This window comes from Streptomyces durocortorensis (assembly GCF_031760065.1).
Lineage (GTDB): Bacteria > Actinomycetota > Actinomycetes > Streptomycetales > Streptomycetaceae > Streptomyces.
Map to the genome: position 1 here is coordinate 403,716 of NZ_CP134500.1, position 21,023 is coordinate 424,738.

The window sequence follows — 21,023 nt, forward strand, 5'->3', positions numbered from 1 at the left end:
GGCCCTCGCCGCTGTCGTGGGCGGACCCGGGTCAGCCCTTGATCTCCTTGCGCCGGGACTCCCCGCCGATGGTGATCTTGCGGGGCTTGGCGCGCTCGGCGATCGGGATGCGCAGGGTCAGCACACCCGCGTCGTAGTCGGCGTCGATCCGTTCGGTGTCGAGGGTGTCCGCGAGGACGATCTGCCGGGAGAAGGCGCCCAGCGGACGCTCGGAGAGCTCCATCTGCACGTGGTCGGCGTTCACCGCCGGCCGTCGCTCGGCCTTGACGGTCAGCATGTTCCGCTCGACGTCGATGTCGATCGCGTCCGGCAGGACACCGGGAAGATCGAACGCCACGACGTACTCGTCGCCCTCACGGTACGCGTCCATCGGCATCGCCGAGGGCCGCGACCAGGTGCCGGGGCGCAGGAGCTGCTCGGTGATCCGGTCGAGTTCACGGAAGGGGTCGGTACGCATCAGCATGACGGAAACACCTCCAGTCGATCGGGCGGACGGCCCGTGCTTTTCACCTGAGACCGTTGTAGCATGTCATCCATTCGATGACAACTGACAATGTCACCGAAAGGATGACTGCATTCCGAGCAACGAGGGAGCTTCCGTGTCCACACGAGCCAGGCCCGAGCCGTCCGAGGACCCCGTCCCGAACGCCGTCTCCTTCCTCGCGGCGTCAGCGGCTCTCCGGGCCATCGACGAGGCGGTCCGCGAGGCCCACGACACCGACGCCGCCCGCGGTCAGGCGCCTGTGTCGGAGCGGGCCCAGGCCCTGGCCTCGCTCCAGCTGCTGCGCGAGGTGCGGGAGCGGCTCGCGGGCTGGGAGACCGGGCTGATCGAGGCGGCCCGGGCGGCGGGGGCGAGCTGGGCCGACCTCGCCGATCCGCTGGGCGTCGCCAGTCGCCAGGCCGCCGAGCGGCGCTATCTGCGGCTGCGTCCGGGCACCGCGGGCAGCACCGGTGAGCAACGGGTCCGGGCCACCCGGGACAGCCGGGCGGCGGACCGGTCGATCACCACGTGGGCGCGGCAGAACGCGGCGGACCTGCGGTCGCTCGCCGGGCAGATCACCGCGCTCCCGGACCTCCCCGCCTCGGCGGACCTCTCTCTGGACCGGCTTCGCCAGGCACTCGGTGCGGACGACGCCGCCGCCCTGGTCACCCCGCTCACCGCGCTCCACCCCCATCTCACCCCGGGGCACCGGAAGCTGGCGGACCGCGTCGACTCGCTCACCCGTCACACCAGCCAACTGCGCAGGGATACGGCCACCCGGCGACGGAGCGGCTGAGCGGTACGGCTACGGCTACGGCTTGCGGGCGACAAGCCCCCACTGGTCGACCGGCACCGCGTCGTCACTCTCGGGCCGCCACCGGTCGATCGAGACGAATCCCGGTTCGAGGAGCTCCAGGCCCGCCGCGCAGGCGGTGATCTCCTGCGGGTCCCGCACCAGGTACGGCGGGTTGTCGCCCGAGTCGTAGGCCTCCTGGGCGGCCAGGGTCTGCGGGGTCTTCACCGTGTCGCAGAGCACCAGATGGCTCCCCGACGGCATACGGGCCATGTACCGCTGAACGACCTCGACGCCTTCGGCCGGAGCGAGGTGCCCCAGCGTCGACAGCAGGAGCACGGCGACGGGTTCGGACAGGTCCAGCGTCTTCGCCGCCTCGTCCACCACCGCGTCCGTGTCGGAGAGATCCTCGTCCACATAGGCCGTGCGGCCCTCCGGGGCGCTGGTCAGCAGCGCCTGGGCGTGGGCGAGGACGATGGGGTCGTTGTCGACGTAGACGATCCGCGCCTCGGGCGCGATGCCCTGGGCCACCTCGTGGGTACTGTTCGCCACCGGCAGCCCGGTGCCGACGTCCAGGAACTGGCGTACGCCCATGGAGGCCAGATGGCGGATCGCGCGGACCTGGAACGCACGGGAGGCGCGGGCGATGTCGACCATCTGCGGATAGGCCGCACTGACCACGTCGGCCAGTTCCCGGTCCACCGGATAGTGGTCCTTGCCGCCCAGCCAGGCGTTCCAGACGCGCGCCGAGTGGGGAACGTCGGAGCGGATCCTGCGGCGGAGCTCATCGTCGTCGATGCTCATGTCTCTCCTCTACTCGCTGCCCGTACAGGGGTACTCGCCGCCCATACAGGGGCGGTTGGCAGGCCATGCCGCCCCACTCCACACGGCCGTCACTTTCTGTGACTTTAGCGTAGCCTTCCGCATGCACGGGGGCGGCGACGTCAGAACAGCCGTCCCAGCAGCCCGAAGAACCAGCTCATCAGCATCGCGAGCAGGATCGCCACCCCGACGACGATCACGCCGCACCAGGACCAACGGCCCCCTGCGGCCGTCTCGTGCTCGTCGCGTCCGCCCAGCTCCCCGTCGAACAGGTCCACGGTCTTCCCTCCCTCGTCACCGGGCCCCCGGCCCCCGGCCCCCGTAGGTACGAACTCTCGCACGGCGCGCAGGCGGTGGCTCAGCCGGTGCGCCCGGAGTGATGGGCGGTCAGTTCGCCGTGGGCCGCGAGCGCGGCGGGCAGATCGACGACGTCGACGCGCCGTCGAACGGGATCAGGCGTCCGCGCCCGTCGGCGCCGCCCGCTCGTTGAGCTTGCCGAACGGCACGTGCACGCTCGGGGTGGTCCGTGAGGTGCTCTCCAGGTGGCCCTGCTGGTCGTCGAAGAAGATGTGCGGCTTCAGGACCTTCATGATCTCGCCCTTGTCGATGCCGCCGAGGAAGAAGGCGTCATTGACGGTGACGCCCCACCCCTTGAGGCTCTGCACCGCACGTTCGTGCGCGGGCGCGTTACGGGCGGTGACGATGGAGACGTGCAGGCGGATGCGGTAGTCGGGGTTCTTCCGGCGCTCCCTCTCCTCCCGCTGCTGGATGCGGTTCACATTGGCCAGGAAGTCCCTCAGCGGGCCCGCGTCGTGCGGGACCGCCGCGTTGGCGACCTCGTGGGCACGGAACTTCTCGATGCCGCCCTCCTGGAACACCTGCTCCGAGGCGTCCGTCGCCAGGACCCCGTCGAAGTCGAAGGAGATCCGCAGGTCGTGGTCCTCCGCGTCGTCCTCGTACGGAGCACCCAGCACATGCCCGGCGGGCCGCCCGGCGGTGACGGCCTCGCGGACGTCCTGCTCGTTCGCCGACAGGAACAGGGACATGTTGAGCGCGGGCATGAAGCGGTGCGGGGAGCGGCCCTGCATGAAGATGGCGCGGCTGATCGGCAGTCCGTGGGCCGCTATGGACCGCATGACCCGCAGCCCGGTGTCGGGGTCGTTCCGGGACAGGACGATCACCTCGACCAGGGGGTCGTCCGCCGCGCCCAGGTCGTTCAGCGACAGCAGACGCCGGATGAACGGGAACGCCGTCCCCGGGCGGAGCGGATCGCCCACGTGCTGCTCCTGGTAGGCGCGGTAGCTCTCCTCGCCCTGTTCCCGGAAGACGGCGTCCGACTCCGTGAGGTCGAAGAGAGCGCTGGACGCGATCCCGATGACCAGCCGTTCGGCAAGGTCGTAGTGCACGGTGATTCCTCCGGTGGGCCACTGATTCGTTCGCCCCCCGACTATCGCACCGGCGCATGCCCGCTCTCAGCTCAGCAGCAGCGCTCCGTCCCACGGCGTGGCCGGTGCGTTCCCGGTGGCGTAGGTGTGCAGGGCGAGGGCGATCCCCGCGGCTCCCTCCAGAAAGCCGGGCCGGTCCAGTTCGCGGGCGGCCAGGACGTGGGCGTAGCGGAAGCCGAACGGCGCCTCGGGGTCGAATCCGTCGACCACCCGGGCCGCCAGCCGGTCGGCGTCCGCCCGGTAGTCCTCGCCGGCGCTGTCGTGGGCCATGCGCAGCACGATCTGGAGCAGTCCCGCCCAGCCGTGGCACAGCGCGGAGTCCCGGATCAGCTCCTCGCTCGCCGCGTCCAGCGCGCCCCGCAGGGCGGCGTGTGCGTCGGCGCGCCAGTCCGCCCGGTCCAGCGCCAGCCCGGCGAGGTGCACGGCACGGGCCGCGCCCGCGGCGCCGTAGCACCAGGAGTCCCGCCCGCGCTCCGGCCCCTCGCCGCTCTCGATGTGGGCGAGATTGACCAGGTGCGGCCAGCGGGGTCCGTGGGCGTCGGCCATCCGGCGGCTCGACAGCAGGGCCATGATCCGTTCGATGGCCTCGTCCTGACGGTCCACCCTCACCCCCGCCCGCCAGGCGGTGGACAGGAGCGCGAGGGGACCGGTGACCCCGTGTGCGAGACCGAAGTTGACGTGCTCGACGAGCCCGTGCTCCAGCCCGTCGGTGACCCACCACGCGGACAGCCGGGTGCCGTGGCGCGTGACGTCGTCGGCCGTGGCCGCCGCCACGAGGGAGGTGAGCACCTCGGTCAGCGCGGCCCCGGCCGTCTCCCGCGCCGCCTGCCCGTCCGCCGCCTCGTGCCGGGCCAGCAGATAGCGGCCGATCCCGGCGGTGCCGCCCAGTACGTCGTAACGGCTCCACGCGCCGACCGGCTCTCCGGCGCGCGTCCGTTCCAGGTCTGCGTGGGCGCGTTCCCGGGCCTGTTCGGTGATGTGCCGGTCAAGACCGGACAGCATCGTCGCGTAACCGCCGGATCCGACGGCGGCGGTGTGTCCGGCGTACGCGAGCGCCACCATCCCGCCGAACAGGGACTGCGGCCGGAGCCGGATGCCGGCGGCGAGGGCCGCCGAGAGGTGTGCGTGCGCCCGGCCCCGCAGTTCCGGCTCGCCCACGGCCAACTCCGCGAACAGCAGGGCGACTCCGGGGTGGCCGTCGTTGAGCAACAGCGGGTCCCAGACCGGTTGCGGGGCGCCCGGATAGCGCATGACGTTGTCCGGTACGCCCGCGATCCGGGCCACCCGCTCCGGCTCGGCGAGCCGGTCCGCGATCCCGGCGACGACCCGGGCGGCGGCGGTCCGGTGGGCGGGGGCCGCTGTCCGGTCAGTCGGTGTCGGCGCGCGTGACGGCACGGAAGCTCTCCAGTTCCTGGAGGAGGCGGCGGACTTCCGCCCGCCGGGACACGGGCAGTTCACCGACGCTCACCGCTTCACCGGCGTCCAGGCGGCGCAGCACGGCGAGCGCCTCGGCGGTGATCGGGCCGGAGACGGCGTGGCCGTTCGCGGCGCAGGCGCGGGTGTCGTCGCCGGGCGCGGCCAGCAGCGGGGCGCACGCCCGTACCGGGGTGTCGTCGTCGAGCACCCGCTCCTCGGCGGGCGGCTCGGTCGGCCAGAAACCGCCCGCCGTCCTCACCCGCAGGGCCAGCGCGGTCGCCCGCTCGGCGAACCGGTCCTCCTCCAGGTGCCGGGCGAAGGTCTCCACGGCATCGGCGAGGGCCGGGGGCAGCTCACCGGCGAGCCGCCCGTCCGCACCGGCGTCCGGGGTGAACAGCGGGGCGGAGGCCACCGGACCGGTGCCCCGGAACAGGTCCTTGATCTCGTAGTACGGCCGGTGTTCGCGGCGCGGGATACCCACGTTGACGCTGGTCGCCGGGGCGTCACCGGCGCTCTCCCCGACGTGGTAGTAGCGCGAGGGCCAGTACAGCAGGTCCCCCGGCTCGACCTCGGCGACGAACGAGGAGGCCAGGTACGGCTGGTAGTCGAGCACCGTGTGCACCGGGTCCGACCACGGCCGTTCGGCCCAGAACCGCATGCGCTTGGTGCCGCGTACGCAGTACATGAAGGTCGCGAAGCGGTCCTGGTGCACGCCGACGGGGCTGTGTTCGTAGGAGCCGTGGAACAGCGTGGAGCCCGCGCTGTGCGTGGGCTGGCCGACCCGCTCCCACAGTCCGCCGTAGAACCGCTGGGCGCGGGCCCACAGCGGGTGGGAGAAGGCATGGAAGCGGTGGACGACGAGGGCGTAGCGCTGCCCGTCCAGCCGGGCGGCCATGCGCTGCTCGTAGCCGTCGAGCGAGCCGTCGGAAAGCTCGGGCGGATAGTCGTACGGCCGGGTCTGCTGCCGCCGTCGCACGACGAACTGGACGTTGCCCGGGACGGCGAGCGGATGGGGCGGGCGGCTGCCGCGCACGGCGGCCCCGAACACCTCCGCCTCGTCGTAGGGCGCCCCCTCGAACGCCCCGTCGACGCCTTTGTACAGCACGGGTTCCCGGTCCCAGAACCGGTCGACGAAGGTGTCCCAGTCGAAGGACTTCTCGATGGTCAGCGTCATCGCCCGGGCTCCTCGACCACATCGGCCTCCTCGACCACGTCGATGCCGCGCAGCCGGTAGAGCTTGTCGAGCAGCGCGAGCACCGTCCTTTCGGTCCTGTCCTCGTCACCCGCGCCGAGGGCGCGGCACACCTCGTCGGCGCCGGTCTCCTCGCCGTCGCCGAGCGCGGCGTACGCACGGTCGCTCGCGGCTGCCGGCAGGGTGAAGACGTTTCCGTTGACCGCCCAGACCTCCTGGCGGGGCCCGTCGGGCATCCGGACGATCTCGCTCGTGCGGCGGAAGCGGGTCCGGCGGGTGATCCCGACGCCCTCGCGGGGCACCGGGATCGGTTCGAGACCGGCCGCCGATCGCAGCGCCGCCCAGCGGACCCGCAGCGTCCTGCGCAGCTGCTCGCCGGTCACGGCCGTGCGCAGTTCGTCGCCGAGCGCGGTCAGGCGGGGCAGCACCCCGTCCTCGTCGTCGATCCGGGTCCCGGGGCCGAACGGGAAGTACGGCACGGTCTCGTCATTGCCCTGGCCCCGGTGCACCAGGTCGGCGAGGAGGTCCCGCAGTGCGGTGAAGGGCAGCCCCCGGTCGACGGGGACGCGCAGGCGCAGCGCCACGCACCGGTCGCCGTAGGTGTCCACGTGCCGCTGGTCGCCCGGCCAGTACAGCAGCTCCCCCGCGCCGGCGCTCAGCGTGCGCGCGCCCTCCACCGGCCGGTCCGGGTCCGCGATCGCCTCGGGAGGGGGGCCGCCGCGCTCGTCCCACAGCCGTACGTCCATCCGCCCGCGCAGCACCCATGTCAGCGCCGCGTGGGTCGGCCGCTCGGCCGCGCCGGTGTGCTGGGTGAACCGGTCACCGATCAGCACCTCGGCGGCCAGGGGGAGGTTGGGCCAGCCGACCTGCCGCCACAGCCCGCTGATCGCGTCCCGTACCGCTGACCACAGCGCGTGGTCCAGGAGCAGCGGCTGACTCACCGTCAGCAGGTAGCCCTGTCCGGACACATCGGCGTCCAGCCGGTCCAGGTAGGCGTCCAGGGTCGGATCGCCGGTGTCGGGCAGCAGGGCGCCGGGGGCGCGCAGTCGGCCGTCGCCGGCCAGGAACCGGACGTCGGGCATCACCCAGAAGCGGGTTCCGGCGCGGAACGGGGCGCACGACTCGACGGTCAGGGCGTGGATCCGGTCGAGGGCGACGGGGGGCTCGGCGGGCAGCCGGGCGGGGCTCCGGTCCCAGTACCGCTGCCCGAACAGCTCCCAGTCGATGGCGCCGGGCGCTCGTCGCGCCTCGTGGATCTGCGTGCTCATGACGCTCCCGTTCCGGTCAGGGGGTGTCTCGTCGCGGACCCGGCCATGTCCGGCGCGACACCCCCCAGGGGGAACCGCCGCCGTATCCGGTCCGTGTGCTCGGCCAGCGGCTCCATTCCGAGGGCGGCCCGGCGGCGGTCCACGCCTTCCGGGTCCTCGACCGGCCACGGGACCAGCTCTCCGCCGACCGGCTCGAACCGCGTTCCGTACACCTGCGGGAGCCCTTCGGCGAGGCGCAACTCATCTGTCAGATAGGCGACTTCCCGCCAGGGCAGATCGCCGCCCTCCGCCGCCTGCCGCATCAGCTCCAGGCAGTGCTTGCGGAACTCCAGGTGCTCCCGGGCGTGTTGTACGAGGCGGCTCGCCGCGACGGCCGCGTCATGGCCGACCAGGGCACGCCCGGGCCACCCGTGGTCGGCCACGACGGTGGCCAGCCAGGCGATTCCGGCGTCGGTCAGGGTCCGCAGCCGTTCCTCGGCCGCGGTGTCGGTCATGCCGCCGTCCGCCCAGGGCACCCGGACGGCCCCGTCGAGGCGGTCCAGCCGCAGGAGCCTGCGCCGGATCTCCCCGGCGGGCGCGGGCTCGACCGGGGCCTGCGGCGCGTCGACCGGGTCGATGCGCAGCCGTACCTTCTCCCGGTCCCAGAGGTAGGTGATCCTTCGGCCCGCCTCCGGCCAGTCGAAGGCGACCTGGCCCTCGGCGGGGCTCTGGAGGTGCAGCCGTACGCCCGACTCCGGGTCCGTGACGTCCAGCTCCGGCACATCGTCGAAGACGTGCTCCGCCGCGTCCCGGAGTGCCACGCCGAGCCCGGCGAGGGTGAGGTTCGCGCCGTCGAGCAGTTCCCGCAGGGGCGGCCAGCCGCCCTCGGGGGCCGGGCGGGCCGCGACCGGGGCGAGCCCGTCGGTCTGCGGCGGCGGTTCGACCCGGAGCACCGGGCCGCCCTCCAGCGAGCGGACGAAGTAGGGCACGTCCATGCGCCGGAGCTGGTCGAGCTCCGCCCGGTCGAAGTGGACGTCGGGGTCGGCGGGTCGGGGTGCGGCACCGCCGCCGGACAGCCAGCGGGGCACCAGGGCGTCGAAGTACCGGAACGTGGGCTGCCGCAGCACACGGACGTAGTGGCCCGGGGTGGCGGTCGCCAGGAAGTCCCGGATCGCCGTCCGCTGCCGGCACATCAGGGTCCAGGCGTCGAACATGCCGCGCAGCATGGCGGTCAGGTGGGGGCCGTATCCGGTCCGGCCCTCGGTGTCGGCGACGACGTTCCTGGTCTCGTCACGGGCGTAGGGGCGGCGGCGTCGGTGCAGGCGCAGGGCCCCGGTCGCTTCCTCGGTCCAGCAGACGGGCGGGCCCTCGGCGCTGCACCAGCGGGCGGTGCGCTCCAGGCCGACGTGGTGCTGGTCGACCTCGGCGGTGGGGTCGTGCAGCAGGCCCGTGTCGTACAGCCGGGGGACGTGGCAGAAGTAGATCTCCAGGTCGATCGGGTACAGCAGCGGCTCGGGGTCGCCGGGCCGGCTGCCGGTCACCACGTTGCCGCCGATCATGTCGGTGATCCCGAAGGCGAACATCGCGGCGGTCAGGGAGCCCGTCCGGTGCCAGAAGCGTCGCGCCTCCGGCGGGGTGAGCCGGGTGCCGGTGAGCTGCCACGGTCCCGAGGTACGGATCGGCCCCCACTGGTCGGGCGGCTCGATCCATTCCTGCCAGAGGTAGCCGGGGGCGGACCCGCGCCAGCAGGAGAGCACGGGCAGCCGGATCGCGCCGGAGGCCGCGGGCGCGTGGTTGAGGAGGTCGAAGACCGACGAGGGCGGGCCGTCCCCGCCGTGCGCGGTGAACAGCAGCTCACCGGAGGCGGGTCGCGGTTTGTACGCGATGCGGCCGCCGCCCGCGCAGTCGAGCCGCAGCACGCGCTGGCGGCCGTTGTGGGTTTCCTCGCCGTGGGTCCACAGGCCGACGACCGGTCCCCGGAATGCCGGGTTGCCGGGCCAGCAGGTGGTCAGGTCCTTGAGCAGCCGTTCGAGAAAGAGCGTCAGAAAATCCTCGCAGCGTGCCGCCCACTCCGCCACCCGGTCCCGGGCATAGTGCGTTCGTCCGGTCGCGCAGGCCACGAACGCCTCGGACACCACGGGGCCGAAGATATCGGCGTTGGCAATATCCAGCGTTCCGGGGGAAATTGCCGCGGAATACCGTCGTCCGGCCGCCTCGCACCAGTTATCGAGCCGGTCCAGCAGCGCCAGCAGCGGTGCGAACCGGCGGTCGCGGAGCGCGTGGACGAGCATCCGCGCATCCTTCTCGCCGCCGAGCAGCCGCCCGGTCCTGACGGTCCCCTCCGGGCCCCCGGCGACCACCGGCGGGAAGAGCCCGCCCGCCGTTCCCTTGCCGACAGCGGCGAGTACCCGCTGCGCGACCGGTGAAAGGTCCGCCCAACCGCCCTCTCCGGAGAGACTTCCGGGGTCGCCCGTCTCCCAGAGCGGTTCGGTGTCCGCTGATGCTTCCGGCAAAGCTGCCCTCCGACTCCTCGCTACGGGACGCACACGCACCCGGGTGGCGCCGGTGTCAGCGGCGCCACCCGGTACGCATCAACAGCAGTAAATGCTCGCGCACGAACCGCAGGCGGTTCCGCTGCCGGAATTCGTCGGCGAGGCAAGCGGCGGAATTTCCTGTTCCAGATCGCCGATCACCAGATCGAATACGTCGTCGGCGTTCTGGTCGGACGCGACCTGGACCTTTTCTTCGAGAGTCTGCATGAATACCCTCCTTCTGTGCCGAGTAATTGACCGCCACTCAGTAGAACCGGACGACATGCGCATGTCAACATAGTGATCCGGATGCCTTCCCGCCCTGTCTCCGCCCCAGGAGGTCCCATGCCGCCCCCCACCGCGCGCCGCCCGCGGCGCAGGCTCCCCGTCGCCCTGCTCGCCGCGGCGCTGGGGGCGGCCGCCCTCGTCGCCCCGGCCCCCGCAGCCGCCAGGGATTCCGCCGACTCCCCCGCGTCCGGGGGGAGTTACCTCGTCGGGCGCGGCATCGCCGATGTCACGGGCGAGGCCGCCGAGACCGGGATGATGGGCTACTCCAGCTTCGACCAGAAGACCTCCGGCATCCACCAGCGGCAGCGGTCGCGGGCGTTCGTCGTCGTCGACCGGTCGAGCGGCAAACGCGTGGTGTATGTCAACGCCGACCTCGCGATGATCTTCCAGTCCGTACGGCAGGGGGTCCTCGCCCGGCTCCAGGAGCGCTACGGCAGCCTGTACGACGAGGAGAACGTCCTGCTGTCGGCCACCCACACCCACTCGGGCCCCGGCGGCTACTCCCACCACGTGGCGTACAACCTCTCCGTCCTCGGCTTCCAGAACGGCACCTACCGGGCCATCGTCGACGGCATCGCGGACTCCGTCGCCAAGGCCCACGACGACCTGAAGCCCGGCACGGTCAGCCTGGGCACCGGAACGCTCACCAACGCCAGCGTCAACCGCTCCCGGGACGCCTTCGACCGCAACCCGGCGGCCGACCGGGCGGCCTTCCCCGACGCGATCGACCCCGCGATGACCGTGCTGCGCTTCCGGCAGGGCGACCAGGACGCGGGCGCGATCAGCTGGTTCGCCACCCACAACACCTCGATCACCAACAGGAACACCCTGATCAGCCCCGACAACAAGGGCTATGCCGCCTACGTCTGGGAGCACGGCCACGAAGGTGTGCGCCATCTCGACGACACCCCGGGCTTTGTCGCGGCCTTCCCGAACACCAACGCCGGGGACATGTCACCGAACCTCAACCTGAAGCCGGGCTCCGGCCCCACCGAGGACGAGTTCGAGAACACCCGCGTCATCGGAGAGCGCCAGCTCGACAAGGCCCGCGAGATCTACGACGACGCGCGGCCCGTCGCCGGCGGCGTCGACTCCCGGCTCGCCTACGTCGACATGGAGCACGTGACCGTACGCGGGGAGTACACCCCGGACGGGCAGGAGCACCGCACGTGTCCCGCCGTCGTCGGCGCGTCCACCCTCGCGGGCAGTGTCGAGGACGGCCCGGCGATCCCGGGCTTCGAGGAAGGCATGCGCACCCCGGTCGCCGGAATCCTCGACGCGCTGCGCATCGACACCCCGTCCTGGCTCGCGACCTGCCAGTACCCGAAGGCGGGCCTGGTCCCCACGGGCCTGCTGAGCAAGGTCCACCCGGTCACACCGAAGATCCTCCCCCTCCAGATCATGAAGATCGGCGAGCTGCACCTGGTGGCCGCCCCCGGTGAGTTCACGATCACCTCGGGCCTCCGGGTCCGCCGCACGGTGGCCCGGCAGCTCGGCGTCCCGCTCGACCGCGTCCTGCTCCAGGGGTACGCCAACGCCTACAGCCAGTACGTGACGACGCCCGAGGAGTACGACGCCCAGAACTACGAGGGCGGCTCCACCCTGTACGGCCGCTACACGCTGCCCGCCTACCAGCAGGAGTACGAGCGGATCGCGGAGTCCCTGCGCGAGGGCACCGTGCTCGACAGGGGGCCGACACCTCCGGACGAGTCGGGAAGGCAGTTCAGCCTCCAGACCGGGGTGGTGTACGACAATCCGCCGGCGGGGAGGGCGTTCGGCGACGTCCTGAAGGCGCCGGAGGCCTCGTACGCACGCGGGGAGAAGGCGACTGCCGAGTTCGCCACCGGCCACCCGAAGAACAACGTCCGCCGTGGCTCCACGTTCCTGGAGGTCCAGCGGCTGGAGAACGGCGCCTGGGTGCGGGTGCTGGACGACGGCGCCTGGGAGACGACCTACCGCTGGACCCGGCTCAATGGTCTGACCGGCACCTCGAAGGCCACGATCACCTGGGACATCGGCGCGGACACCGCTGCGGGCACCTACCGGATCGTGCACCACGGGGACGCGAAGAACCTGTTCGGGAAGATCACCCCGTTCACCGGGGCGACCGGGAGCTTCACCGTGAAGTAGAGGGTCAGACCTCGCGCGATGTGGGCTGGAACCAGGCAGGTCCTTCGGTGAGGGCCTGCTTGATCCGGAACAGGGAGAACTCGGCGAGCGGCGGGAGGCCGTCCAGTGGGAACCAGCCCACCTCCAGCGACTCGTCGTCGTTGACCCGGGCCTCGCCGCCGGTCGCCCGGCAGCGGAAGGTGATGTCGAGGTACTGGCAGCGGTCGCCGTTGGCGTACTGCACGGGCTCCAGCGCCTGGGTGAGCACCACCCGCTCGGCCACGCAGTGCACGCCGGTCTCCTCCAGCACCTCGCGCTCCGCCGTGGCCGCCGGCTCCTCACCCGGTTCGGCGATGCCGCCGACGAGCGACCACTTCCCCGTGTCCGCGCGCCGCCCGAGCAGCACCCGGCCCTCGTCGTCGAGGACGACGGCCGTCACTCCGGGCAGCAGGAGCAGTTGGTGCCCGGCGGTGGCGCGGATCTCACGGATGAAGTCGGGGGTAGCCATGGATCCGAGCCTACGTGGCCGGGAACCGGTGCTACTTCCCGGTGCCCGGCACCCTGCGTGCCCGGACCGCCGAGACGCTCACCCAGCCCAGGCCCGCCAGGGCCAGCAGGGCGATGACGCCCTCGGGGAGCGGGCCCATCCGGGTGGCCGGGGTGAGCGAGGAGCGCAACGGGACCTCGGCGACCAGGGCGTCGGGGGTGAACATCCCGCTCCGGTCGGCGATCGTGCCGTCGGGCCGGATCACCGCGCTGACCCCGCTGGTGACGGGGACGACGACGGCCCGTCCGTGCTCGACGGCCCGGACCTGGGACATGGCGAGCTGCTGGTAGGTCATCTCGCTGCGGCCGAAGGTCGCGTTGTTGCTCGGCACGGCGATCATCTGGCCGCCGTGGAGGACGGTATCGCGGGCGGCGTCGTCGAAGGCGGCCTCGTAACAGGTCACGAGCCCCACCTTCGTACCGGCGAGGTCGAAGACACCGACCTCGGTGCCGGGGACGAATTCGCGCTGCACCCGGTCGACGTCCTCGCTGAAGAACCGGGCGACCGTCCGCATCGGCATGTACTCGCCGAAGGGCTGGATGAACCGCTTGTCGTAGGTGTCGACGGGCCCCTTGCCGGGGTTCCACTCGATCAGGGTGTTGCGCAGGCTGTCGGGGCCCTTCTCGACCACCGAGCCGATGACCGTGGGCACGCCGATCGCCTTCACCGCGTCGTCGATGACCTGGCGGGCGTCGGCGTTGAGGTAGGGGTCGAGGTCGGAGGAGTTCTCGGGCCACAGGACGAAGTCGGGCTGCTTCTCCTTGCCCGCCTTCACGTCTTCGGCGAGCTGCGCGGTACGCCGGGCGTGGTTGTCGAGGACGGCGCGGCGCTGGGCGTTGAAGTCGAGGCCGAGGCGCGGGACGTTGCCCTGGATGGCGGCGACGGTGGCCGTTCCGTTCTCCGCCGAGTCGTCGACCAGGGGCAGCGCGGCGAGCGCGGCGGCGACCGGGACGAGGACGGTCGCGGCGGCCCCCGCCACGGCCGCGCGCGGGACCTCTCCGGTGCTCCGGTACGTACGGAATCGGCGCACGGCCTCGTAGAGCCCGAAGCCGCACAGGACGACGGCGAAGGACAGCAGCGGGGTGCCGCCCAGCGCGGCGAGCGGCAGGAACACGCTCTCGGCCTGCCCGAAGGCGATCTTGCCCCAGGGAAAGCCGCCGAACGGGATCCGGGCCCGGACCGCCTCGTCCAGGGTCCAGACCGCGGCCGCCCACACCGGCCAGTACGCGAGCCGGGTCACGGCGGCGATGCCCAGGCAGCCCACCGCGATGAAGAGGGCCTCGGCGGTGGCGAGGGCCAGCCACGGCACCGGCCCGACGTCCTCGCCGGTCCAGCGCAGCAGCGGGAGCATGAACCCGAGCCCGGACAGCAGCCCGAGCCCGAAGGCGGCCCGCAGCCGGCGCCCGTGCAGCACCCAGCCGAGCAGCGCGAACCCGGGCAGCACGAGCCACCACAGCGGGCGGGGCGGGAAGCTCGCGTAGAGCAGGACGCCGGAGAGGACAGCGGCGGCCGGACGGAGGAGCCGCGGCAGCAGTCCGGTGGCCGGGGGCGCCGCGGCGGGCGGCAGGTCGTCGACAGGAGTCATGGTGGCGCTCACCCGCCGGAGTCTACGGTGAGCGGCTGTGAGCGGCGGCGCTGACCTGGCCCGGGCAGGGGCGGGGTAGCGGGGGGCCGGGCGTGGCGGGCGGTGCAGTCCGGGGCCGGGGGCCACCGGTCATCGGCGGGGCGGGCCGGTCAGGGGGCAGGGGGCCTGCCCGGGGCAGGCAGGTGAAGGCGTTCGCGGATGAAGCGTACGGCCGTCTCCGCGTCGTCGACCGTGACGGTGAAGGTCCGGCCGTCGGCGAGGTGCAGGATCATGCCCTCGCCCTTGCGCACGACGACGGCGGTGCCCTGTTCGGGCCGCCAGCGGTAGCCCCAGCCGCCCCACTCGCGCGGGTTGATCCTCGGGACGAATTCGGCCCCGACGACATGGTCGAGCAGAATCCTGCGGCGCGGCAGACCGGCGTGGCCGCAGCGGACCTCCAGGGCGCCCCCGTCGACCTTGACGGCCACATGGACGAAGGCGAGCGTTCCGTAGAGGATCAGCAGACCGACGGCGACGCAGCCGATCACGGACATGAGCAGCGGGGCGAAGCCCGAGGTCCAGGTGGAGCCGACGGCCAGCTCGATGCCCAGTGCCATGCAGGCCGCGCCCACGAGGGCCAGCAGCCACTGCAGCCGGTTGGTGGCCCGGCCGTTCCACTCCGCGGGCGGCACCTGGCTCGACCCGTGCCTCGCGTGCTCGGCGTGGTCCGTCATATTCAGCAGCGTAACCGCGATCCGGGCGGTCGGCCGGGGCACGAGCGTCCTTGGTGGAGATCGGACCCGGTCAGGGAGCGGGGGCGACGGCCGTCAGATTCCGGCCCTCGGCGTAGGCCAGGGCGGCTTCCGGCAGGCTGCCGGGGCGGCCGCTGAGAAGAACGGTGAGCGCGCCGGCCGGTTCGGCCGTCGGGGCGGGGGCCGCTCCGATCCGGCGCAGCGCCTGGGCGGCTACCGCTCCGGCGGAGGCGTGCAGGGCGAGCGGCGGGCGGCCGGGCCGTTGCACGGCGTCGCGGATGCGGGTCGCGACCAGCTCGTAGTGGGTGCAGCCGAGGACGACGGCCCGCACGTCGGGCGGGGTGAGGGCGGCGGCCGCCGCGACGGCCCGGTCGATCCCGGCCTCGTCGCCGTGCTCCACCGCGTCGGCGAGCCCGGGGCAGGGCACCTCGGTGATCTCGGCGGAGCCGCCGAATTCCGCGATCAGCCGACGCTGGTAGGGGCTGCCGGTGGTGGCCGGGGTGGCCCAGATGGCGACGGAGCCGCCCCCTGCGGCGGCGGGCTTGATCGCGGGGACCGTGCCGATCACCGGAAGCGCGGGCTCCAGCTCGGCGCGGAGCGCGGCCAGGGCGTGGACGGAGGCGGTGTTGCAGGCGATGATCAGGGCGTCCGCCCCGTGGTCGGCGGCGGCCCGGGCCACCGCCAGCGCGCGGGCGGTGATCTCCTCGGGGGTGCGGGGGCCCCAGGGCATCGAGCCGGGGTCGCAGGAGAGCACCAGCTCGGCGTCGGGGCGCAGTCGGCGAACGGCTGCCGCTGCCGCCAGCAGGCCGATTCCGGAGTCCATGAGCGCGATCTTCACCCGGTCACCCTAGCCGACAACCCTTGCGGACCCGGCTCAGTGGGGCAGACTTCGGCGGATGAGCGCCGTTGCCTGGATCGCCGTGGGTTCGCTGGTCGTGTGGGTGTGGCTGCTGCTGGGGCAGGGCTTCTACTGGCGCACCGACCAGCGGCTCCCCCTGCGCACCGACCCCGTGCGCTGGCCGTCGGTGGCGGTGGTGGTGCCCGCCCGGGACGAGGCGGAGATGCTGCCGGTGAGTCTGCCCTCGCTGCTGGTCCAGGACTATCCGGGCGACGCGTGGATCACCCTGGTCGACGACGGCAGCAGCGACGGCACCGGGCAGCTGGCCCGGGACCTGGGCGCGCGTCCGGGCGGGCTGCCGCTGACCGTCGTGTCCCCCGGCGAGCCGGAGGCGGGCTGGACGGGCAAGCTCTGGGCGCTGCGGCACGGGATCGCGGTGGCCCGGCAGCACAAGCCGGACTTCCTGCTGCTGACCGACGCGGACATCGCGCACGAGCCGGACAGCCTGCGCGATCTGGTGGCCGCGGCCGGGTCCGGGGGCCCGGACGGCTTCGACCTGGTGTCGCAGATGGCCAGGCTGCGGGTGGAGAGCGCCTGGGAGCGCCTTGTGGTGCCCGCGTTCGTCTACTTCTTCGGGCAGCTCTACCCGTTCCGCCGGGTGAACCGGGCCGGGTCGCGGACGGCGGCCGCGGCGGGCGGATGTGTGCTGCTGCGCACCGAGGCGGCCGAGCGGGCGCGGATTCCGGAGTCGATCCGGCAGTCGGTGATCGACGACGTGTCGCTGGCGCGGGAGGTACGGCGCAGCGGCGGCCGGATCTGGCTGGGGCTCGCGGAGCGGGTCGACAGCGTGCGGCCCTATCCGCGGCTCCGGGATCTGTGGCGGATGGTCGCGCGCAGCGCGTACGCGCAGTTGCGGCACAGCCCGCTGCTGCTGGCGGGGACCGTGCCGGGGCTGCTGCTCGTGTACGTCGCGCCGCCCGCGACCCTGGTGGCCGGGTTGCTGACGGGTGACGGGGCGGCGGCATGGGCGGGCGGCGCGGCATGGGCGGTGATGACGGCGACGTATCTGCCGATGCTGGCGTACTACCGCCAGTCGGTGTGGCTGGGGCCTCTGTTGCCGTTGACGGCGGTGCTGTATCTGCTGATGACCGTGGACTCGGCGGTCCAGCACTACCGGGGGCGGGGGGCCGCCTGGAAGGGCCGCACCTACGCCCGGCCCGATCCGGACACGACGCACGACGCCGCGCCCGGCCGGTGACGCCACGGGGCGGCGGGCGCCGGGTCCGGCCGGGCGGCGGGGCGGGGCTCGCGGGTCACTTGCGGCCGGGCGTCCAGTTCATGCCCCAGCCGTAGGCGGCGTCGATGGTGCGCTGCGGGCTCACTCCGCGGTCCGGGACGAGGTAGCGGGCCTCGCGCTGGACGGTGAGGTCGCCGCCGTTGTTGGTGATCAGCGCCAGGGCGCAGACGGTGGAGGGCACGGTGCATTCGTCGAGGGAGAAGTCGATCGCCGCGCCGTTCTGCGGCTGGAGGGTGACCGTGGCGTGGAGATCGGCGAAACTCCGGGCGCCCTCATAGATGGTGACGAAGATCAGTACGCGCCGGAGCAGGTCCTTGCGGTCGAGGTTGATGGTCATGTTCTCACCGGTGCTCAGCGCACCGGTGCGGTCGTCACCGTCGAGATGGATAAAGGGCGGCTGGTTCAGCGAACCGAACGCGTTTCCGAGAGCCTGCACAACTCCCTTGCGTCCGTCGGTGAGTTCGTACAGGGCGCAGAGATCAAGATCGAGATCGGCGTGCATCGCGACGGCCCGGCCGAGTTTCGCTCCCCACCCCTTGAACTGTTTGCGTACTTCCCAGTTGAGATTGACGCGCAGCGCTCCGGAGGTGCCGCCCTGCTTGGCGAGGGAGACGGCCGGTGCGCTCTTCGTCAGCGTGATCTTGGTCAGGCGTACGGGCTGGGCGGCGGGAGGGGCCGGGGGAGCGGGCGGTGCGGGCGCGACCGGCGCGGCTGCGGGCGGCGCCACCGGGGCGGGCGGGGACATGGCCGCCACGGGGGCGGGCGCGGACGGCTGGGGCTGCGCGGACGGCTGAGCCTGCTGCGGTTCGTCGACGGAGATACCGAAGTCCGTCGCCAGCCCTTCGAGCCCGGTGCTGTAGCCCTGCCCCACCGCGCGGAACTTCCAGGCGCCCTGGCGCAGGTACAGCTCGCCGAGGATGAAGGCGGTCTCGACCGTGGCGTCGGTGCTGTCGAAGCGGGCCAGCTCCGCCCCGCCCGCCGCGTCCGCGATCCGCACGTACAGCCCGCTCACCCGGCCGAAGGTGCCGCCGTCCGCCGAGGCCGCGACGACGATGCGCTCGATCCCGGGCTCGACCTTGCCGAAGTCGACGACGAGCGTGTCGGTGACCCGGTCGGGAGCCGTCCGCTTGCCCTCGTGCCGGACCGCGCCGGAGCCGTGGGCCGGCTGGTTGTAGAAGACGAAGTCCGCGTCACTGCGGACCTTTCCCGCCACCAGGAGGAGGGCGGAGGCGTCGACGTCGGGGGCGCCCGGCGCCGCGTGCCACCCCAATTCGACGCGTACGGTGCCGGCCGGCACCGGAACGTTGGTTCCTTTTTGCATGGTCATGCTCGCCCCATCACGAGTCCGGATGCCCCGCGGGCATTTCCCGACAACCTAATCCCCGGCCCGGCGGAGCACGCCCCGCCCAGCACGATGTTCCTCCCGGCGATCCGCCGGTAACCCCCCGTGAACTTGGCCTTTACACGATCAGTAGACGTCGGTGCGCCCTTTTTTGCCAAGTTCGCTCGCATTGGGGATCGCGGTTCACTCACATCGCGGAAAACAACCCTCTTATCGGGCTCCCCAACCAGCACATCGTGGGCTTAACTTAGGTGGCATGACGTCCCCCCGCTCCACCTTCGGCGGCGGCTACTACGCCGCGTCGTTCCCCGACACTCCGATCTACGACTCCCTGGTCGCGGAGCGGGGAACCCCTCAGATCGCCCCCATCCGTGTGCCTGCCGCCTATGACACCGGCAGCAGCTATCTGCCGGCCCTGCCGTCGGCACTTCCGGCCCTTCCCGCGGCCCCCTCGCAGCCCATCGGCTACGGCTACCCGCAGCAGCCGATGCCGCAGTACCAGCAGGCCCCTGCGCAGCACGCGCCGATGCAGCCCGCCCAGTTGCAGCACGCGCCCGCGCCGTACATCCCGCAGCAGCCCCAGGCGCAGCGGCCCGCGCCGGGTACCGGGTACGAGGCGATGCGCCCGGCCTCGCCGCGGCCCGCACCGACCCCCTCGCCGTACGAGGACCCGTACAACCGGCCGTACCAGAGCCGGGGGTACTGAAGCCCCTGGCACCCCTGACACCGTGCGGCGGCTCCGCGCCGGGGGACGCACCGGACGTCGGTCGCACCTGCGTGACGAACGTCCGGATGCCGCACGTACGGTGTCAGAGGCGGCTGGCAGGATGGACGCATGAGCCATCCCTCCCTCCGGGCCATCCGGATTTATCCCGTCAAATCGCTCACCGCCCGCGTGGCCGACGCGGTTGCCGTCGAACCGTGGGGACTCGATGGCGACCGCCGATGGATGCTGGTCGACAAGGCGGCGAGGGCGCTCACGCAGCGTCAGCAGCCGTTGATGGCCCGCATCTCGGCCGAGCTGCTGTCCGGGGGCGGCCTGCTCCTGTCCGCGCCGGGCCGCCCGCCCCTGCACGTCGAGGTACCGGAGCCGGAGCGCACGTTCACCGTGGAGCTGCACCGGGACACGGTGGTGGTGGCGGAGGCGTCGGACGACGCCCATGCCTGGTTCAGCGACGTCCTCGACTGCGAGGTCCGGCTCGTCCATCTCGACGAGCCGTCGCACCGCAGACACGTCGACCCGGTGTTCGCACGCCCCGGCGACACCGTCTCGTTCGCCGACGGATATCCGCTGCTCCTGACCACCACGGCCTCCCTGGACGCACTCAACGCCCTTGTCGCCGCGGGCGACCGGCCCGAGGAGGGTCCGCTGCCCATGGACCGCTTCCGGCCGAATGTGGTGGTCGGGGGCACCGAGCCATGGGCCGAGGACGGCTGGCGGCGGATCGCCGTCGGCGAGGTGGCCTTCACGGTGGCCAAGCCCTGCGGCCGCTGTGTGATCACGACGACGGACCAGGAGACGGCCGAGCGGGGCAAGGAGCCGCTGATCACCCTCGCCCGCCACCGCCGGTTCGGCAAGCAGTTGGTCTTCGGCCAGAACCTGATCCCCGAGGGGACGGGAGTGATCCGGGTCGGGGACCCCGTCCGGATACTCGACTGAGGGCCGAGGACCGTGGGGGGAACGGGCGTGGGGGGAACGGGCGTGTGGGGGCTGTCGGCGCTGCTGCGCGGGCGGCGCAATCGACTGCGCCGCGCCACCGACCGTCGCGAGGGGTGGGTGACGATCGGCGCACTGCTGCTGATGACGCTTGGCGCCCCGGCGGCGGGCTGGGCGGGCGGTGCGGCCGCCGACGCCTCGCTCCGGCGCTCGGTGAGTGCCCAGCACGCGGAGCGCCACGCCGTCGACGCGGTCGTGGTGCACCCGGTGCCGGGACGGGAGCGGGGCGGCGGCGATCCGGGAGCCGCCGCCGAACGCGCCGCGCGGACCTGGGTGGTGGCGTCCTGGCAGGCCCCGGACGGCAGCCGGCACACGGAGAAGGTGGCCACCGCGTCGCGGCCCGTCGGACCCGGTTCCCCGGTGCGGATCTGGACGGACAAGGCGGGTGTGCCGGTGGAGCCGCCGATGGACGGCCGCACGGCCCGGTCGCACGCGGTGCTGGGCGGCGTCGGTGCGTTCCTGCTCGCTGTCGGATGCATCGAGGCGGGCAGGCGGCTGGTCGTAGCCCGGATGGTGCAGGCGCGGTACGCACGACTGGACCGCGAGTGGGCCGCCACCGGCCCGGACTGGGGCAGAGCCGGTACGGGCGGCTGACCACGGGCCCGCTTCGGCTCTGCTTCGGCTCTCCCTCGGCCCTGCTTC

Annotated in this window: 20 protein-coding genes; 6 read left to right on the forward strand and 14 right to left on the reverse strand. The window is 72.7% G+C overall.

Annotated elements, in window-relative coordinates; all coding sequences use genetic code 11:
* Positions 1 to 31 precede the first annotated feature (31 nt).
* On the reverse strand, positions 32 to 463 hold the full coding sequence (locus RI138_RS01595; protein WP_096631901.1) for an Hsp20/alpha crystallin family protein: 432 nt from the start codon (positions 461 to 463) through the stop codon (positions 32 to 34).
* 136 nt (positions 464 to 599) lie between these two features.
* Between RI138_RS01595 and RI138_RS01600 the strand changes: the two genes are divergently transcribed.
* Entirely contained in the window at positions 600 to 1,277 is a 678-nt protein-coding gene (locus tag RI138_RS01600; RefSeq protein WP_311118445.1) for an HSP18 transcriptional regulator, read from the forward strand.
* A 15-nt stretch (positions 1,278 to 1,292) separates the two neighbouring features.
* Here RI138_RS01600 and RI138_RS01605 read toward each other — a convergent pair whose 3' ends face one another.
* The 8 genes from RI138_RS01605 to RI138_RS01640 form a co-directional block, all read right to left on the reverse strand.
* A complete protein-coding gene (locus tag RI138_RS01605; protein WP_311118446.1) occupies positions 1,293 to 2,078 on the reverse strand; it encodes an SAM-dependent methyltransferase in 786 nt (261 codons plus the stop codon).
* A 140-nt stretch (positions 2,079 to 2,218) separates the two neighbouring features.
* Positions 2,219 to 2,374, reverse strand: coding sequence for a hypothetical protein (locus tag RI138_RS01610; protein WP_311118447.1), 156 nt, complete (start codon positions 2,372 to 2,374; stop codon positions 2,219 to 2,221).
* Between the two features lie 174 nt (positions 2,375 to 2,548).
* Complete coding sequence (locus tag RI138_RS01615) at positions 2,549 to 3,502, reverse strand: 5'-nucleotidase (protein WP_311118448.1); 954 nt, start codon at positions 3,500 to 3,502, stop codon at positions 2,549 to 2,551.
* Between the two features lie 66 nt (positions 3,503 to 3,568).
* Entirely contained in the window at positions 3,569 to 4,936 is a 1,368-nt protein-coding gene (locus RI138_RS01620; protein ID WP_311118449.1) for a lanthionine synthetase C family protein, read from the reverse strand.
* The gene (locus tag RI138_RS01625) at positions 4,908 to 6,131 is read right to left on the reverse strand and encodes a JmjC domain-containing protein (protein WP_311118450.1); all 1,224 of its coding nucleotides are present in this window, start codon (positions 6,129 to 6,131) and stop codon (positions 4,908 to 4,910) included. Before RI138_RS01625 ends, RI138_RS01620 begins: the two co-directional genes overlap by 29 nt.
* Positions 6,128 to 7,417, reverse strand: a complete 1,290-nt coding sequence (locus RI138_RS01630; RefSeq protein WP_311118451.1) for a hypothetical protein — start codon at positions 7,415 to 7,417, stop codon at positions 6,128 to 6,130. The genes RI138_RS01625 and RI138_RS01630 overlap by 4 nt, the downstream gene beginning before the upstream one ends.
* On the reverse strand, positions 7,414 to 9,909 hold the full coding sequence (locus RI138_RS01635) for a DUF4135 domain-containing protein (protein ID WP_311118452.1): 2,496 nt from the start codon (positions 9,907 to 9,909) through the stop codon (positions 7,414 to 7,416). Before RI138_RS01635 ends, RI138_RS01630 begins: the two co-directional genes overlap by 4 nt.
* A 78-nt stretch (positions 9,910 to 9,987) precedes the next feature.
* A complete protein-coding gene (locus tag RI138_RS01640) occupies positions 9,988 to 10,155 on the reverse strand; it encodes a hypothetical protein (RefSeq protein WP_179500316.1) in 168 nt (55 codons plus the stop codon).
* Between the two features lie 117 nt (positions 10,156 to 10,272).
* Here RI138_RS01640 and RI138_RS01645 point away from each other — a divergent pair, with 117 nt between their 5' ends.
* Complete coding sequence (locus RI138_RS01645) at positions 10,273 to 12,345, forward strand: neutral/alkaline ceramidase (protein WP_311118453.1); 2,073 nt, start codon at positions 10,273 to 10,275, stop codon at positions 12,343 to 12,345.
* A gap of 4 nt (positions 12,346 to 12,349) precedes the next feature.
* Here the strand turns inward: RI138_RS01645 and RI138_RS01650 are convergent, their stop codons facing one another.
* The 4 genes from RI138_RS01650 to RI138_RS01665 all read right to left on the reverse strand — a co-directional run bounded on the left by RI138_RS01650 (position 12,350) and on the right by RI138_RS01665 (position 16,025).
* On the reverse strand, positions 12,350 to 12,832 hold the full coding sequence (locus RI138_RS01650; protein WP_311118454.1) for an NUDIX hydrolase: 483 nt from the start codon (positions 12,830 to 12,832) through the stop codon (positions 12,350 to 12,352).
* A 31-nt stretch (positions 12,833 to 12,863) separates the two neighbouring features.
* On the reverse strand, positions 12,864 to 14,456 hold the full coding sequence (gene lnt / locus RI138_RS01655) for an apolipoprotein N-acyltransferase (RefSeq protein ID WP_311122783.1): 1,593 nt from the start codon (positions 14,454 to 14,456) through the stop codon (positions 12,864 to 12,866).
* A 149-nt stretch (positions 14,457 to 14,605) separates the two neighbouring features.
* Entirely contained in the window at positions 14,606 to 15,169 is a 564-nt protein-coding gene (locus RI138_RS01660) for a hypothetical protein (protein WP_311118455.1), read from the reverse strand.
* Between the two features lie 70 nt (positions 15,170 to 15,239).
* Positions 15,240 to 16,025 (reverse strand): glutamate racemase, encoded by a 786-nt coding sequence (locus RI138_RS01665; RefSeq protein WP_311118456.1) that lies wholly within the window; start codon positions 16,023 to 16,025, stop codon positions 15,240 to 15,242.
* Positions 16,026 to 16,083: 58 nt separating this feature from the next.
* On the opposite strand from RI138_RS01665, the gene RI138_RS01670 reads away from it, so the two are divergent.
* Positions 16,084 to 17,283, forward strand: coding sequence for a glycosyltransferase (locus RI138_RS01670; protein ID WP_311118457.1), 1,200 nt, complete (start codon positions 16,084 to 16,086; stop codon positions 17,281 to 17,283).
* Between the two features lie 55 nt (positions 17,284 to 17,338).
* Here the strand turns inward: RI138_RS01670 and RI138_RS01675 are convergent, their stop codons facing one another.
* Complete coding sequence (locus RI138_RS01675; protein ID WP_311118458.1) at positions 17,339 to 18,649, reverse strand: TerD family protein; 1,311 nt, start codon at positions 18,647 to 18,649, stop codon at positions 17,339 to 17,341.
* A 271-nt stretch (positions 18,650 to 18,920) separates the two neighbouring features.
* Here RI138_RS01675 and RI138_RS01680 point away from each other — a divergent pair, with 271 nt between their 5' ends.
* The 3 genes from RI138_RS01680 (at position 18,921) to RI138_RS01690 (ending at position 20,975) form a co-directional block, all read left to right on the forward strand.
* Entirely contained in the window at positions 18,921 to 19,370 is a 450-nt protein-coding gene (locus RI138_RS01680) for a DUF6643 family protein (protein ID WP_311118459.1), read from the forward strand.
* A gap of 129 nt (positions 19,371 to 19,499) precedes the next feature.
* Positions 19,500 to 20,324 carry an MOSC domain-containing protein gene (locus RI138_RS01685; RefSeq protein WP_311118460.1) on the forward strand — a complete coding sequence of 275 codons (825 nt, stop codon included), beginning with the start codon at positions 19,500 to 19,502 and terminating at the stop codon, positions 20,322 to 20,324.
* Between the two features lie 42 nt (positions 20,325 to 20,366).
* The gene (locus tag RI138_RS01690) at positions 20,367 to 20,975 is read left to right on the forward strand and encodes an Rv1733c family protein (RefSeq protein WP_311122784.1); all 609 of its coding nucleotides are present in this window, start codon (positions 20,367 to 20,369) and stop codon (positions 20,973 to 20,975) included.
* Positions 20,976 to 21,023: the final 48 nt, after the last annotated feature.

Coding starts and splice junctions, on each gene's coding strand:
- RI138_RS01660 (WP_311118455.1), bottom strand. CDS start 15,169: ATGACGGACCACGCCGAGCACGCGAGGCACGGGTCGAGCCAGGTGCCG.
- RI138_RS01675 (WP_311118458.1), bottom strand. CDS start 18,649: ATGACCATGCAAAAAGGAACCAACGTTCCGGTGCCGGCCGGCACCGTA.
- RI138_RS01685 (WP_311118460.1), top strand. CDS start 19,500: ATGAGCCATCCCTCCCTCCGGGCCATCCGGATTTATCCCGTCAAATCG.
- RI138_RS01625 (WP_311118450.1), bottom strand. CDS start 6,131: ATGACGCTGACCATCGAGAAGTCCTTCGACTGGGACACCTTCGTCGAC.
- RI138_RS01650 (WP_311118454.1), bottom strand. CDS start 12,832: ATGGCTACCCCCGACTTCATCCGTGAGATCCGCGCCACCGCCGGGCAC.
- RI138_RS01605 (WP_311118446.1), bottom strand. CDS start 2,078: ATGAGCATCGACGACGATGAGCTCCGCCGCAGGATCCGCTCCGACGTT.
- RI138_RS01630 (WP_311118451.1), bottom strand. CDS start 7,417: ATGAGCACGCAGATCCACGAGGCGCGACGAGCGCCCGGCGCCATCGAC.
- RI138_RS01640 (WP_179500316.1), bottom strand. CDS start 10,155: ATGCAGACTCTCGAAGAAAAGGTCCAGGTCGCGTCCGACCAGAACGCC.
- lnt (WP_311122783.1), bottom strand. CDS start 14,456: ATGACTCCTGTCGACGACCTGCCGCCCGCCGCGGCGCCCCCGGCCACC.
- RI138_RS01680 (WP_311118459.1), top strand. CDS start 18,921: ATGACGTCCCCCCGCTCCACCTTCGGCGGCGGCTACTACGCCGCGTCG.
- RI138_RS01645 (WP_311118453.1), top strand. CDS start 10,273: ATGCCGCCCCCCACCGCGCGCCGCCCGCGGCGCAGGCTCCCCGTCGCC.
- RI138_RS01670 (WP_311118457.1), top strand. CDS start 16,084: ATGAGCGCCGTTGCCTGGATCGCCGTGGGTTCGCTGGTCGTGTGGGTG.
- RI138_RS01595 (WP_096631901.1), bottom strand. CDS start 463: ATGCTGATGCGTACCGACCCCTTCCGTGAACTCGACCGGATCACCGAG.